Annotated in this window: 15 protein-coding genes; 2 read left to right on the top strand and 13 right to left on the bottom strand. The window is 29.4% G+C overall.

Annotated elements, in window-relative coordinates; genetic code table 11:
- Positions 1-8 precede the first annotated feature (8 nt).
- A complete protein-coding gene (fba, locus tag CALAG_RS05070; protein ID WP_015232660.1) occupies positions 9-845 on the bottom strand; it encodes a class I fructose-bisphosphate aldolase in 837 nt (278 codons plus the stop codon).
- 62 nt (positions 846-907) lie between these two features.
- On the opposite strand from fba, the gene CALAG_RS05075 reads away from it, so the two are divergent.
- On the top strand, positions 908-1,480 hold the full coding sequence (locus tag CALAG_RS05075; protein ID WP_015232661.1) for a UbiX family flavin prenyltransferase: 573 nt from the start codon (positions 908-910) through the stop codon (positions 1,478-1,480).
- Here the strand turns inward: CALAG_RS05075 and CALAG_RS05080 are convergent.
- The 12 genes from CALAG_RS05080 to CALAG_RS05135 all read right to left on the bottom strand — a co-directional run bounded on the left by CALAG_RS05080 (position 1,477) and on the right by CALAG_RS05135 (position 14,355).
- Positions 1,477-1,890 (bottom strand): hypothetical protein, encoded by a 414-nt coding sequence (locus CALAG_RS05080; protein ID WP_015232662.1) that lies wholly within the window; start codon positions 1,888-1,890, stop codon positions 1,477-1,479. The two genes, CALAG_RS05075 and CALAG_RS05080, sit on opposite strands and share 4 nt — an antisense overlap.
- A 51-nt stretch (positions 1,891-1,941) precedes the next feature.
- Positions 1,942-2,487: a tRNA-intron lyase gene (gene endA / locus CALAG_RS05085; RefSeq protein ID WP_015232663.1), complete on the bottom strand. Its 546-nt coding sequence runs from the start codon at positions 2,485-2,487 to the stop codon at positions 1,942-1,944.
- Entirely contained in the window at positions 2,487-3,164 is a 678-nt protein-coding gene (locus CALAG_RS05090) for a hypothetical protein (RefSeq protein ID WP_048816772.1), read from the bottom strand. The genes endA and CALAG_RS05090 overlap by 1 nt, the downstream gene beginning before the upstream one ends.
- A gap of 110 nt (positions 3,165-3,274) precedes the next feature.
- Positions 3,275-4,084, bottom strand: a complete 810-nt coding sequence (proC, locus tag CALAG_RS05095) for a pyrroline-5-carboxylate reductase (protein ID WP_015232665.1) — start codon at positions 4,082-4,084, stop codon at positions 3,275-3,277.
- Positions 4,085-4,125: 41 nt separating this feature from the next.
- Positions 4,126-4,902 (bottom strand): ATP/GTP-binding protein, encoded by a 777-nt coding sequence (locus CALAG_RS05100; RefSeq protein WP_015232666.1) that lies wholly within the window; start codon positions 4,900-4,902, stop codon positions 4,126-4,128.
- 112 nt (positions 4,903-5,014) lie between these two features.
- Positions 5,015-6,211, bottom strand: coding sequence for a lactate utilization protein B (locus CALAG_RS05105; protein ID WP_245529222.1), 1,197 nt, complete (start codon positions 6,209-6,211; stop codon positions 5,015-5,017).
- Between the two features lie 5 nt (positions 6,212-6,216).
- Complete coding sequence (locus CALAG_RS05110) at positions 6,217-7,155, bottom strand: heterodisulfide reductase-related iron-sulfur binding cluster (RefSeq protein WP_015232668.1); 939 nt, start codon at positions 7,153-7,155, stop codon at positions 6,217-6,219.
- 252 nt (positions 7,156-7,407) lie between these two features.
- A complete protein-coding gene (locus CALAG_RS05115) occupies positions 7,408-8,103 on the bottom strand; it encodes a hypothetical protein (protein WP_048816773.1) in 696 nt (231 codons plus the stop codon).
- 313 nt (positions 8,104-8,416) lie between these two features.
- Positions 8,417-8,989: a hypothetical protein gene (locus tag CALAG_RS05120; RefSeq protein WP_048816774.1), complete on the bottom strand. Its 573-nt coding sequence runs from the start codon at positions 8,987-8,989 to the stop codon at positions 8,417-8,419.
- An 84-nt stretch (positions 8,990-9,073) separates the two neighbouring features.
- On the bottom strand, positions 9,074-9,967 hold the full coding sequence (locus tag CALAG_RS05125) for a VIT1/CCC1 transporter family protein (protein ID WP_048816775.1): 894 nt from the start codon (positions 9,965-9,967) through the stop codon (positions 9,074-9,076).
- A gap of 35 nt (positions 9,968-10,002) precedes the next feature.
- Positions 10,003-11,922, bottom strand: a complete 1,920-nt coding sequence (locus CALAG_RS05130; protein ID WP_015232672.1) for an alpha/beta hydrolase family protein — start codon at positions 11,920-11,922, stop codon at positions 10,003-10,005.
- A gap of 105 nt (positions 11,923-12,027) precedes the next feature.
- Positions 12,028-14,355, bottom strand: a complete 2,328-nt coding sequence (locus CALAG_RS05135) for a M1 family metallopeptidase (RefSeq protein WP_015232673.1) — start codon at positions 14,353-14,355, stop codon at positions 12,028-12,030.
- Positions 14,356-14,549: 194 nt separating this feature from the next.
- Here CALAG_RS05135 and CALAG_RS05140 point away from each other — a divergent pair, with 194 nt between their 5' ends.
- On the top strand, positions 14,550-15,938 hold the full coding sequence (locus CALAG_RS05140) for a hypothetical protein (protein WP_015232674.1): 1,389 nt from the start codon (positions 14,550-14,552) through the stop codon (positions 15,936-15,938).
- Positions 15,939-15,947: the final 9 nt, after the last annotated feature.

Below are 15,947 nucleotides of genomic sequence, written 5' to 3' on the forward strand. Positions count from 1 at the left end.
TAATAAAGTCATTTTTCAAGTTCTTTTACTGCCTCTTCTGGTAAGGCATTTTCATGAACTACTTTCATTACTGCCCTTACCATGCCCTCTATATTATTGCTTCTAAACACATTTCTTCCAACAGCTACCCCACTACCTCCAGCTTGAATTACATTATAAACATCTTCTAGAAATTCAATTGGCTTATCTCTAACAGCCCCTCCACTCATTACTACCGGTAATCCTTGAGCCATTTCAACAACTTTTGCAAATGTTTCTTTATTTCCAGTATAATATGTCTTTATCAAATCAGCACCTGTTTCAGCTGCTGCTCTTGCCCCATACATAACAATTTCTGGATCATACCTGTTTTTTATTGCTGATCCTCTTGGATAGGCAAGCTGCAATACCGGCATACCATAATAGGTCGCTGATTCCTTTATTTCATACCAATGTGAAATCATTTCATCTTCATAATCGCTTCCCCAGTAAACTGTTGCCGCAACAGCATCAGCGCCTAATGATATTGCTTGTTCAACACTACCTAATGAAGATTGTAAATAATGCTTATCCTGCGGTCTTATATCGCTCTTTCCAGTTAATTTTATAATTAATGCTACTTTATTCTTCCAAATATCATAAGTTAACCTTGCCATACCAGGTAGTAACATCATTGCATCTACTCCAGCATTAACAACTTTTTCTAAAATAGTTTTTGCCATATATCTATCTTCCATAAAATCCCTAGGACCATGCTCTAAACCATGATCAAATGCAAATATAACGGCCCTATCATTTTTAAGGATTCTGCTTAGCCTAACTTTAATTCCAACATTAGAATAACTAGTTCCTTCATATTTACTCAAATTTAACACCTCATAATTATATATATAATTGAAAATAAAAAGCATATATGGAGATGGATTAAATGGAATGCGATGATATTAGCGTTGCATTAACAGGAGCAAGCGGTATTAAATATGGATTAAGATTAATAGAAGTATTAAAGCAATCGAATATTAGCATAAAAGGAATTATTTATTCGAATTCTTCAATAGAAGTTGCTAAAGCCGAAGAAGGTATAGAAAAAAATAGTTTTATAAATATTTTAAAACAATATGCAAATATTTACGATGAAAATGACTTTAATTCCCCACTAGCAAGCTCTAGCAATATATCTAAGTGCATGGTTATATGCCCTGCAAGTATGAAAACAATTGGGCTAATAGCCAATGGAATTGAATCTACGTTAATCTCGAGAGCAGCTTTAGCTCATTTGAGGCTAAGAAGACCTTTAGTTGTTGCATTTAGAGAAACTCCTTTGGGCATTGCAGAATTAAGGAATTTATTAAGAATTGCTCATTATGGGGGCATAATAATGCCTTTATCACCAGGTTTTTACTCAAATAAAAACAATATAGAGGACTTGATAAACTTTATGGTAGGAAAAATTTTGGATTCTTTAAATATACCAAATAACTTATATAAGAGATGGGATTAAATCTTCTTCTTTGGAAGACCTTTATAACCTTGAGGTAAATCTATCTCGTTTTCTTCATTTAATTCCTCTTCAAATGATTTCATTTTCTTGGGTTGATTTTCAACGGCAAATGAGCATCTTCCATCGGGTAGCATTGCCTTTTTCTCACAATATGCATATCTACAAGATGCACCAATACATCTATCTCCAATCCAATTACACAATGCTACCTTTATTGGTCTACCTCTATAATGATCTGTGGTGAATCTCAATGCTTTTTGACCACACCTAAAGAATGGACATAGAGGATTACATTTATCTCCAATAGGTCTTGGCTTTAATTCCCTACTTTGTTGCATATTATCACTTTTTGCTATATGGCTACCTTGATCATGACCTTGCTTAACTGGTCCAGGTGTATTTGATACCAATACTTGCACCTCATTAAATTAATCCAAACTTCGGTTTACCACTATATATATTTATGGTTTAAACCATTTAAATATTATGTATAAAGATTTTCCATTGTCTTTTAGCGATGAAATTATGAAATCTTTTTTAACACTATGACTTAGTCTACCGGCTCTTACTAACTCTATGGGATCAAAATTTTCATTTATATCATAATAATGAATTATAAAAGGTGCATGTTCTATACCTGGACCTAATCGATATGCAACAAAATCAGATCCATATTTAAGACCTGATCTTACTTTTAGACCATTATCTCTCAATTCTTTATATATCTCATATTGCCTTTCTTTTTTTGAATTAATTTTTAAAATTTTTTTGGCCTCATTAATATCATTAACTCTTTTATCATTATAAAATAAATCTATAACCCCCTTTTCCATTAAATACAATGCTTCAAAAGAATTCAAAATAAGAGGTGAAGTTATATCGGTTTCCACCTTTACCTTTTCAGCATTTATAGGTTTTCCAAAATATCCTAAAAAATATATTTTCCTTGAATTATTTAAATCCTTTATTATTACTACTCCATTTAATATATCAGCTCTTATTACCATTATGAAAGCCCACTAAAACCAATTAGTTTTATATAAACTGCAGAATTAAACAAACAATCTAAGCAATCCTCTAGATATTCTATGGTCTCTTTAAATGATATTAACCTTGATGGTTTATCTGAATATTTCATTAGAACTTTTGCAAGCCCTTCTCTATATATCATGTCTCCTTTTTCTTCAGAATCACTTATTTTGTTAAATCTTTCTTCTATCATTTTTCTTTTTTCTGAATTTCCTTTGGTTCCTGTTGATATAGATCTTAAAAGATCCACTAATGATTGAGAAGAATTATATATTTCTCCTATCAGACCTTCTATTGCTTTATATATATCGCTATCAACTCCTTTCTCTATACTATATGATAGCAATAACCTGTAAATTCCTGCCTCTAATTTACTAATTGAACATTCTAATTGAAGTGCTGTATTTATATAAAACTCCTTATAAGAAATTAACTCTAATCTGCCGCTTGCTAGATAATCAAATATCCTGTCTTTGTTTCTTGAAATTTTGTCTTTTGTTGACATTAATTCTTGTCTATAAAATTTCTCTATATACTCTACGTTAGAATTTTCACGAATATTAGTTAGCAATATTGCTGTAACATTTTGTATATCTTGAGCCATATTTTGCAACACTTCAATAAGCGTAATTTTTGATAAGCTATCAATTGCCATTATTTGCACCCTTTCTCCAATTCTCTATGTTATATAGATTAAATAAAAATCTATCCCTTATTTTTAAGAAAGATAATATTCATAAATATTTTAAAAAATCATAATAATTTTTACATATTAAATAAATAGTTTTCTATTTCATCAGCTTTCTTTTGAGCCTCTAATACAGCCTCCATTATTGTCCTTTTTAAACCATTTCCTTGTAATACCATGATCCCCCTAATAGTCGTACCTGCTGGAGTTATAACTAAGTCTCTCAAATAATGGGGTGACCATCCTTTTTCTAAAAGCGTTTTTGCTGTTCCTTTCATTGTATATAATACAGCTCTATAAGCTAAATCCCTTGGTAATCCTGCAGCAATCCCTCCTAATGCCAAAGAATCAATTATCTCTGCTAAAAAAGCAGGGGCACTCCCGCTTAATGCTGTTAAAGCATTCATATACTTTTCATCTATCCATTCATAATAACCAATGGTTGAAAAAATTTCCTCTACTAATTTTTTAGAATCTTCATCAATATTATCATTTGTTGATAAAACAGTAAAGCTAGATGAAGTTTCAGAATTTATGTTAGGCATTGCTCTAACTATTTTTGCTCCCAAAAATTTCTTACTAAGCCATTTTATAGGTGATGCTGCCACGACAGAAATTATCAACTTTCCCTTTACAAATTGATTAATTTCATCAGACAAAGGAATAAGTTGTGAAGGTTTTATTGACAAAAGTATTATATCTGAATTTTTAACAGCACTTATATTATCCCTTGTTGCCTCAACACCAAGTTTTTTAATTTTATTTAAAGATTCTTCGCTCTTAGCTGTCGCAATTATTTTCCAATCATTTCCAGAACTAATCAAAGATCTAATTATAGCACTTCCAATAACTCCCGCTCCTATTACGGATAAACTTCTTCTTACCATCTAATTTCCCACAACTAATTAAAAACTAAAAATTTATAAATTTATTCGTTATCATAAACCTTATAATCTTCTCCTTCAGTTAATATGTCTTGGATTTGCCCATAAAGATTCCTTAGACTTAATTCATTAAATATTGAAACCGGAAGTATATGACCAAAATAGCCAGCTTCATATAAAGCTCTTGCTAGGCTTAAAGATAAACTTAAAGTATAACCATCTAGTTCTTTAAAATCCCTTAGCAATGATTCCAGATACCCTTCTTCATGAAGCCTTGGAATTATTTCATTAACAACTTCTTCACTTAATAAATCAGATTTACTAATTACATTTATTTGAGGTTTCTTAAACCTTGTATTAACAGAACTTGCCAATGTTAATATTGAAACCATATTTGCCGGATTATCAAAAAATATTGAATCCATTAAGAAAATAACAACTGCCTTATCATTATATATTAACGAATTTAAAACTAAAGGCCCTCCTACCCTGTATGAAAATAATTCAAGTTGTCCTGGGGTATCAATAATTGTAAAATCTGGTTTAAACTTATCAATTTCATTTCTAATCTTATCTGTATAATTAATTAATGAATCGACTGCACTCACCAATGAACCGTTAGGACCCAAACCCTTATCTAAAAAATCTTCTATGTTTACATAATTTCTAACATCAACATCTGGATCGTAAGGAAGCTTTTCTGCAGCTGGATCAAAATTTACTATTGCAACATTTCCTCCTGTTTCTTCCATAACAGATCTTAGCTCTCCTGCTAATGTACTCTTTCCAGCTCCTGCAGTTCCCAATAATATTATATACATCTTTTCACCTTAGAAGGGGATCTCCTGCGCACACATGACCCCGTGACGCGGGGCTAATTCACGCAGGCAGTTTGATCCCTATTATAACATTTTCATTAAAAGTTATTATAGTTTATTTGGATCTAACATAAATTTTTTTCAAATTATGGATTAATGAAGATAAAGGTATTTCTACTGGGCAAGCTAAATCGCATCTCATGCATCCTAGACAAAGCTGTGAAAGCTCAGCTCCTTTTTCAATGCCTTCTGTTATTGCAGTCCATCCCACACCCATGGGACCTCCATATACTTTACCTCCCCATTTATTTGCAGTTATATCCCATACAGGACAAAATATTTGGCAATTTCCACATCTAACGCATCTTAATTGATCTTTTAGGAACTCATTTTTTATTGCATCTTTTCTTCCATTATCCAATAGTATCAAATGTAATTCTAGTGGACCATGAGCTCCATAAACCCTTCTATGCCCAATATCCCCTGTTGAGCTTGGACCAGATATCATACTTACATATGTTGGAGGATATAACCCAGCATAAGATGATTGAACTAATACAACTTTAAATGCATCAATAAGAGTAGGTACAATTTTTTCAATGCCGGCAATTGCTATATGTACAGGAGGTAGAGTAGTAACAAGTCTAATATTACCTTCGTTTTCTATCAAAAATATCGAGCCTGAATCTGCTGCAATAGCATTTGCCCCGCTAATTCCAATTTGAGCATTAACAAATTTCTCCCTTAGAAATGGCCTTATTTTGGCAACAATTTGTTGAGGAGTTTCATCTCCTCTTAATTCTATATTTAATCTATCCTTTACTAATTTAATTACATCTTTTACTGTCATATGTATTGCTGGGGCTATAGCATGCATTGGCTTTCCATTTTCAAGTTGAATTAATAGCTGACCCAAATCAGTTTCCCAAACATCTTTTCCTAATGCTGATAAATGTTCTCTAACGCCTACTTCCTCAGCTACCATGCTTTTAGATAAAATAATTCTTTTCTTTTCTCCAACTATTTTATCAATAATATTTAAGACGTCATCCTTTGTGTTTGCATAATATGGATTACCATTTATTGACTTTAATGATTTGAATACCATATCAATATAATAGTCTATATTTGATAAAACTTCATTTTTTATGTTTTCTACTTCTTTAGCTAATTTTACGATATCATCATGATTATTCAAAAAATCTAATACTCTTTTTTCAGACATGGGTACACTAGATTCTAAAGCCTCTCTAAAATCAGAATCTTTTAAAATCTCTGATATATTTAATATAGTTTTTTCAAGATAATCCATCATTATCACCTAAGCAATAATTCTGAAATATCATAAATGGTTGAATTATAATCCTTTGAAACTTTTTTGAGATTTATATAACAAATAGGGCACATAGTAACAATTTCATTAGATACACTACTTAACTCCTTAACTCTGTTTCTTGCTATTGCATTGCTTAATGAAGGAAAAATTGCTTCCACAGGACCTCCGCAGCAAGACGTTAATTTTTTATTTCTATTAGCTTCTTTTATTATAAACCCTTTATTTGATAATAATGATCTTGGTCGTTCAATTATTGACAACCCTCTTGCATATATACATGAATCATGTATAGTTATTGTTTCTCCATCTTTTTTAATTTCACCTTCATTATTTATTAATTCTAAATAGCTCTTTACATCAAAGTTAAACTCCTTTATATATTTAGGATAAATGTTTTTCAAAATAAATGTTGTATGAGGATCAACTGTTATAATTTCTTCTGCCCCAGACTCCTTTAATATATTAAACACATTTTTTGCGTGTATTTCAAATTTCTCTTCAGCACCCATATCATAAAGAAGAACTCCACTGTAAACATCTTTATCATAAAGATATGAAAACTCTATTTTACTTTTTAATAATAAATTTGCTATGTTTAACAAAACTCTATTTGACCATTCTATTAAGCTAGGCTCAGGCTTAATAATAGAATTTATTAATGATCCAGGAATATTTCTGGTAAATCTTAATGCTAAATATGCACCTTCATCGCTAGATTCCATAGCCTTTAAATATATTGATAATGCTTCAATATAAGGAATTAATTGATATAAAGCTCCAGTATAAAGAATCTTTTTCCCTTTTCTGCTAAAATTTAAATTTGTAGCCCATTTATATGCAAAGTCTTTTGGTACAGGTACAGGATATCCTGTTTTTAATGTTAAATCTGACATAAAATCAATTAATTCCCTAATTCTCAATCATATTACCCATTTATTGATTCTTTTAAAAATTTTTAAATCTATATTATAGAAAGTTGTTGAGAATGTATTAGAAATGCATTTAATTTATAGTTATTAAATTGATTATATCAAATAAACAAGTTATTCAATCATGAGAAAGATCTTATAGCCTTAAAAACTATCTTAAAACAAATAACAACACTCTTTAGCAATATATTGAAATTTTAATATCATACAAAATTATTATAATAATTAATAAAGCCATTATACCTATTTATTAGTAGTCCAAGCATTTAAACTCTCATCATAGTAAACCAAACCTTTCTTAATTAAAATATTAAATAATTTTCCCCCGTTCTCTCCGAATTCAGATATTATTAATTCCTCAACTTCTTTAGCATCTCTTATCGCAATTGATTCAAGCTTTGCTTTAAATCTATTCCAATATTCCTTATCTAAAGCTATTCTTTCATTATCAAAATATAATACTAAAGCACCGCTGCTTTCAAGCTTTTTAAAATATGCATCAGGATTTCTTAACCATCGAACATCATCAGAAAATATCACACCTTGTTCTCTTAGTATTTCAACAGCAGTTTTCTTTTTACCTTTCTCTTCTTCTTTAGACTCTTTAAGTAATGGCTTTTCCTCTTTTACTTCTTTTTCCTCTTTTACTTCTTCTAAGCTTTCTATTAAATCTGCAATTCTTGAAGACAATTCATCTATTTTTTGAGTAAATGGATTTAACAAATCTTGAACTGTTTTTTCAATTTTCCTAGATAATTGATCTAGGGATTCTTTATTTATTTGCATGTTTTCTTTTCTCTCTGCCGCATCAATAATTATTTCTCTTATGTAGTCATTTGTTAATGTATATCCCTTAGATTTGGCAATTTTTGATAATATTTTATAGTCTTCCTCAGGTAATTCTATTTTAATAATAACGTTCTTTTTAATTTTTTCCAAATGTATCACCATTTAATTATTTATAATACAAAGTTAATAAAATGATAACCTATTCCCTTTTTTAATCAAATATCATAGAATAGTAATAAGGGTAACCATAAAATTAATTAGGATACATAACTGTTTTAAAACTTTCTAAACAAATAAAAAAGAGATATTTATTTTTCCTCCCACTGATTTCTTCCAAGCCCTAAATGGTAAGAATTTCATTCGTTACAAGATAGATTAACCAAGCGCTAAGGCTGATTTATAATGAATTGTGGAGATCTTTTATCTTATATATCCCAACATAATATAATAATTATTAAATAAATTATTCAAATAAAATGTATATTGCTGTAATAATTAATATAATAATTATTAAATAATCTGCATAATATGGTTTAAGCTTTGAAAGAGCTTTTATAATTCCTCTATTAACTAAAACTGATATAAAGGCTAGAGCTAATGAGCTAATTGATATAAACAATATTATTGAGAATATAAGGAAGTTCATTCCTAAAATAGAAGAGTTAATTATAAAAGGTATTATTGCCGGGTCAGGCAAAATGCTAACCATAAGCGAAGAATTTTCTAAAGTATTGCTTTCTTTTCTTTCTTTAAATAATCCAACTAAAAAATAAATACAGACAATGAATATTAATGCTAAAGAAAAATATTTTAAATCAGTAAAATTTAATAAACTTAAGCCTAGATATAAAATTAAGAGGCTAATAATAATTGAAATAAATGAATGCAGAAATCCTATTAGGGCTGAAATAAAGACTATATTGCCTAAACTATAGCTCCTTTTAATAGATAACACAGTTAATGGCATCCAATGGTCCGGGGCTATCATGTGAATCGATGCTATAAGTATAATTGATATAATTAAGATCAAATCCATTATGTTCACAATTATTTAATAAGATCAAATCTTTTAAAGGTTTAGTATGAAATTAAAATTCTTAGCAAAAAATTATAATAAAAATTATCCAATTAAGGCCCTTATTCCAAAAATTTTTCCTATTATATCACCAAAGAAGAAACCGGCTATTGCTGTTAAGAATAGCATCAATAAGCTTTCTATAATTTCTTTTGAAAAATGCTGTGCATGAACGACAGAACTATAATATGTAAAAGAGCTTATCATAGCTGTAGCTAATATTAGAGATATTGAAAAGGCGTCTATTATATTTCTTATTAGTAGATAAGGTAATGCTAAAACAAAAACCGTTATCAAATATGTAAATCCTGTCACAGTGGCTCCATAAGATGCTCTAACACTCTTTTCTTGTTTTGCCTGTAAATAGGCAGCTCCAGCCATTGATAATGCCGCAGAAAAACCAACAACTAATCCAGCGATACCTGCTATCAATGTTTTATCTGTAGCCCCTAAGAAACCTGCATGAACACCTGATACCTCTACTATTGCATCAGCTAACCCTAATGCTACATAACTCAAATACTTAACTCTTAAATCTTTAATATCATATATTATCTGTTTTTCATGCTCTTGTTCATCATTTATTATTTTTTGTAATATTTTCCTTTGATTTTCATCATCCAATTTATTTAAGAAGTCTTCATAATCTTCTATAGTACTAGACTCATTTCCTTCTATAATTTGAAGAGTAAAAATTGGACCAAATAACCTATATAATAGCTTAAACACGAAACCTGGTTTTATATCTGGTTTACATTCATGTCCAACAATTTCCTTCCAAAAATTATAATGTTCAAGTTCTTGTTTTGATAAGTTTAGAAGATGATTTTTGATTTGTATATCTTTACTATTTTCAGAAATAGCTTTATATAATACATATGTATTTATCTCATCCTTACAAAACTTCTCTGCTCTTTTCAAGTCTTCATCTTTTAGCATACAGAGCACCATTAATATATACTTCTTAAAATTAATTAGCTTATATGCCTTTTAAGCCAATCTGCCATAATTTCCATATATTTTATCCTTGTTTTTGGTTTACCACTTCTTGTTAAATCATGATTTTCTCCTGGAAATAATGCAAGCCTTGTTTCTACTCCTAAATTCTTTAATGCGGTAAATAGTTGCAATGCCTGTTCATATGGACATCTGTAATCTTCTAATGCATGCATTATTAAAAGAGGGGTTTCTATTTTGTCTGCATAAAATAATGGGCTTTTTTCTTTAAACTTATCAAAATCTGTCCATGGATATTTTAAATCAAGTTGATCTGATGCGAAATGCCATCCTATATCGCTTGCTCCATAAAAGCTAAACCAATTTGAACAACTTCTTTCTGTAATTGCAGCCTTAAATCTATTAGTTTTGGTAATAATCCAATTTGTCATAAAACCTCCATAACTTCCTCCAGCTACTGCTCCCTTATCTGGATCTAAGTTCTTGTATTGCTTCAATGCATTATCAACAATGTTCATTAAATCTGAATAATCTATTGTACCATATTTTCCTCTTATATCAGCAAATTCTTCTGTATATGCATCACTTCCATGTGGATTACCATATATTACTGCATAACCTAATGATGCCAAATAATGGAATATAAAGTTAAATGAATATCCATAGAATGTTTTCGGACCACCATGAATATACAATATCCATGGATTCTTTTCTTTCATTTCTTTAGGTAATAAAACCCAATAATCTAATTCTTCTCCTGTCTCTGATTTAGCTTTAAGATGCTTTGATTTTGCAAGATTTTTAACCAATTCATCATTAAACGTTGTAATTTTCTTCGATTTCAAACCATCATATAAATAAAGTTCTTTTGGCTCATTATCAGTCATTTGAGTATACGCAATAATAGTCCCGCTTTCTGAAATGGAAAATTCATCTATTGTTGCTTCTTCAGGCGTTAACAAACCTTTAAGTCCTCCTTTTTCATTAGTGGAATAAATATGAACCCTACCTTGATCGCTGACTAAGAAATAAATATTGTTATCTAACGCCCAGTATGCAGTTTCATTACAAGAGGGACCTCTAACATCACTATTTATTGAATTTTCAATATTCCTATTTAGGCCTCCCCAAATCTGTTTAATTTCATTATTTTTCAAATTTAAGAGATAAAGCTTTGTATGGGTTGAATATCCTTTCTCCATTTTATTTCCTAAGAAAGCAAGTTTTTCCTCCTTAGGACTCCACATAACTTGAGAAATGGAATAATCTTTTAATACGCTAATATCTTCTCCATTTTTCAAATTCACAATTCTAATTTCATTCAAATATGGTTTGAGTTCGTCATAAGAGTTAACATATGCTATTTTATCGCCATCTGGAGAAAAATCAAAAGATGAAACACCAAATTTACTGTTAGTAATCTGATTTAATTCCCCATCTGGATATGAAACTGTAAATAGATTGTATGGCCTATCAAATATGTATCCTTCCCCATTAAAATATGGGGGAATATTATCTATAACAAACGCCTCCCTTTTGCTATATTCAATGAAATCCTTATTTGTTGACCTAGATATGAATGCTATTCTATTATTATCTTTTGACCATTTTACATTAGAGATTCCTTGTTTATGAGTAATTAATTCATATTCCTCACTTCCAATTTTTAAGACATTTAAAGAAAACTTCTTTTTCCCAACCCTTACAAAAGATATAAGCTCATCATTATTAGACCATGCAGGACATAAATCTTTATCTCCTTTTGTTAATGGGTAATATTCATTTTTTTCATGGATCCATATATTGCTCTTTAACCTGTTTTTATTTAAATCATTTTTTGAAACAACAAACATAATTTTTGATCCATTTTTTGAAATCATAGGATTAGAAATTAATGATATGCGGGTTAAATCTTCTACTTTTAATTCACTACCCAAAATCTATCCCCGTGTTATTAATATATTAAAACATTATAAGCCTTAATACAAAAATTGAAAATGATATCTTTATCTTATATACAAAAATTGAAAATATAATTAATGTTAGAGTTTAGAAATTCTTGAATATACTCTAAGCAACTCAAGGCCTGATCTAATGCCAGCATCATTTGAAAGTGGACTGTTGCTAAAGAATTCCTCAACTTCTTTTTCCCTATTAATTCCAATTATTGGTATCACATACGTCAAATTCCTACCCAAAATTGCTGTGCCTTCAAATGCTTTATATAATATATTGAAACCCTTAGACTTAAACCATTCCCACCATACGTCTTTTGCATTTTCATTCATTGCAGCGTTATTTAAATATAATAAATCTTGTATCTTAACATTATTTTCTGCCCATTCTAGAGATCTTTTTACAATTGATGGGTCTGACATAAACATCATTGATCTTAAGAACTTTAGCTTTTCTGAATCAAGATTCTCTGATAAATATCTCTTGCTAAGAGTTTCAAAATCATTAGATATTATTGCATAAGAAGTATATACAGCTTCTCTTAAATCTGGTTCTACTTCTTTTCCGAACATATTTGAAAGTTCTTGGGCAAATCCTTTATCTAGTATTGAAAGCCTCCTTGCTATTAATCCTGCTAAATATTTATAATTGGGATCAACTTTCCTATTTTGCCTATTATATTGATCTTTATTATAGCTTATGGCAACATCTTTGAATAATTTTTTATTTATTAAACTAAGAGTGAAAAGTTGTGAAGAAATTTCATTAACTGGCAAATAAGATTCTTCATTGTAATTCCTTTTAATTAATTCCAAATACTCATCCTTATTTGATAAACCAGATAATAGGAAATTATAATAATCATTTATAAGTCCCCATTTTTCTTTTGGATTCATATCTTCAATTAAATTTTTATCGATGTTATAGTATACCCTATAAAATCCTGCTCTATCCAAATTTAACTTAAGAGATCTTAAATTGTCTATATTTATGCTAATCTTCTTTTCTGTCATTAAAATATCTTGTCTTTTCCCATTCACGTTCATCGATATAGGAATAATATAGCTCAAATCTTCCAAATTATTTGCTAAAGTAAATCTCTTTTGCTCCAATATAATATGGTCTTTATCAAAATCTACCTTTACATAGGGGTAACCGGACTGCATAATCCAACTATCCATTATAGATCTAACAGGATATGACGTAGTTGTTTGCAATGAATCCCATAAATCAGCTGCCTTTGCATTACTATATTTAAAATGATTTAAATAATTATTTAATCCTTTTCTAAACGACTCTCCTAAGAAATATTCTATCATCCTTAATATGCTTGCACCTTTCCCATAACTTATATCATCAAATATTCCTTCGATCTCCTCAGGACTTTTAACATCTACATGAATTGGGTGAGTTGTTGATAGAGAATCTCTAACCATTGCTCCACTTGTCTCATTAATCAAGAAATCATCCCACATATTCATATTTGGCATAAAAGAGTCGACAGCCTTATAGCTCATAAATGTTGCAAAGCTTTCATTTAACCATAAGTCATCCCACCACTTCATCGTTACTAGGTCTCCGAACCATTGATGGGCTATCTCGTGAGCAACTACTTCAGCAACCCTTTTTAGTTGACCCAAATCTGAATCCTTTGGTGCTAATAATGCTGATTCTCTAAATGTAATAGCTCCCCAATTCTCCATAGCACCAAAAGCAAATTCAGGGACTGCAATTAGATGCATTTTTGGTATCATATATGGTATTTCAAAATATCTTTCATAAAATTCTATGGACTTCTTAGCAACCCAAATAGAAAATTCTCCATTATTGGATTTCCCTGGGACTGTAGCAACTATTATTTTTCCTTTACTTAATTGCTCCCATTTACCAATACCTAAATATAATAAATAGGTTGACATTCTTGGTGTTTCGTAAAAGCTTACTATCTTTTTATTGCCATCAAATTCTATCTTTTCAATAGGCATATTTGATATAACATCTAAATCCTTTGAAACCCTTATTTTCAACTTGAATACTGCTTTATAATTTGGATTATCAACACATGGAATCATTTTTCTAGCATGAACTGATTCAAATTGGGTTGATATAACATAGTTTTTATTATCGTAATTTGCCTTATATATGCCAACAAGCCTCTCCACAGCTTCTCCTTCAAATCCTATTTCTAATATACCATTGAAAGGCCCAGTATTTACTATTAAGCTATTTTCTGTTTGTTTAAATTCAACACTTTTCCCATTAGCCTTTACGTATTTTATTTTTAAGCCAACTGCATCTAATACTACTTGGCTGTCAGTTGTTAATTCTATTTTCTCAACACCTTCGTATTTGGCTTCATTAAAATCCATGAATATATCATATCTTTCTATATCTAATCCCTGAATATAACTCATATTTTTACACCCCATTAATATTATATTTTTCCCAAATTTAAATATTGGCTCTTAATTAAATTATTAAAAATTGTTTAAAAATAAATGGTTAACGAAATCAGTTTAAAAAAATTGGAAAAAGGAAATCATAAATAAAAGGACATATAGAAAAGTATAAACGCACCCCGCTTAACATAAATATATAGGGTGAGGATATGTTAAAAAAATATCTATTAATGATAGCAACATTTATGCTTGTTGCATCTATTATAGCATTTCCATTAGCATCTATGGCTGATTATTTCCAAAATAATTATACCTCAAACAATTACATAATAGTTTACCCTAATTCAATATCATTGCTATTTAATGGATCAAAATATGTTGATAGCGAAGGATATGGTAGCTTAAACGTTAATTTGTTGTTTTTGAGTGGTTCAAAAGAATTAACATTAAACCTATCAAAATATGTTGATAATAATAAATATTCATTGAGTGAATTTAAATTATATTATAATGCAAATGGAGGAATGGGGATATCAAACTACACCTCAATTCATGAATCACAATATTTTAATTCTACATCTAATGGTCATCTGATAGTAACAGCAAATCCATCTACAAAAATATATTATATTAATCTTTCATTATATGCAGTTTGGGAAGGATCTATAAACTATTCCAATGATATATTTAACCAATTAAATAATTACCAGCAATTTATTTCTCAACAGTTTAATATGAACGATAACTTTGAAAATAACTTTAATATACAAGGGGTTTCAAACATTTTTGGATTCTCTTCTTTTAATTATTCAAATATACCTGGATTAAATATAACCTACTATAATGTAAAAATAAATAAGAACTCTATATACATTGAAATAAATGCAACATTCAATTCATCAGTAATTACACAAAACAATGCAAACAATGAAAGCGTTCTAATTAACAATTTGATTAATAGTTATTTAAAACCAAAGTATTTATATATATCATCATATAAAATTGTTGAAAATCACACGCTCAAAGCAAACTTATATATAAACACAAATATTAATTTAACGTCAACAAGCATTCCTTCATATTCTAATCTAAATTTAAACAATATACCACAAATTTCTCAATTCAACATTTCAATAATTAAAAATGCATTAAACGCATCTGTAGAAATTATTAAATATATAAACAACAATTATGAAATTTTAACTCCAAGCTCATTATCATTAAATATTTCATATGGTAATAAAATAATAAATTATAGTCTTGAGACCCCTAAAATCGCATTTAAGACTTCAACAAATGCTAAAGAAAACCTCTTAGGCATAGACTATTTAATTGGAAACATGTCAAATATTTTAGAGCAAAATGGTTTTGATCAATTAGCAAGCAAAGTTAATTCTGCTTATATGGTAAAAGTTACACTTATTGGAAAAGGCGTAACAGTTAAACCAAATCAAACAACAATAGGTAATTTAAGCAATGTTAGCGTTGTTGTTAATAGTAATAATTCTAATATGATGACAAAAGAAGCCATTGGAGGGTCAGTTGCTGTAGTCTTGGTAATATTGATAGCCGTGATTTTAATTAAAAGGCATTTTTAATTAACGGTG

The organism is Caldisphaera lagunensis DSM 15908, assembly GCF_000317795.1.
Classification (GTDB): domain Archaea; phylum Thermoproteota; class Thermoprotei_A; order Sulfolobales; family Acidilobaceae; genus Caldisphaera; species Caldisphaera lagunensis.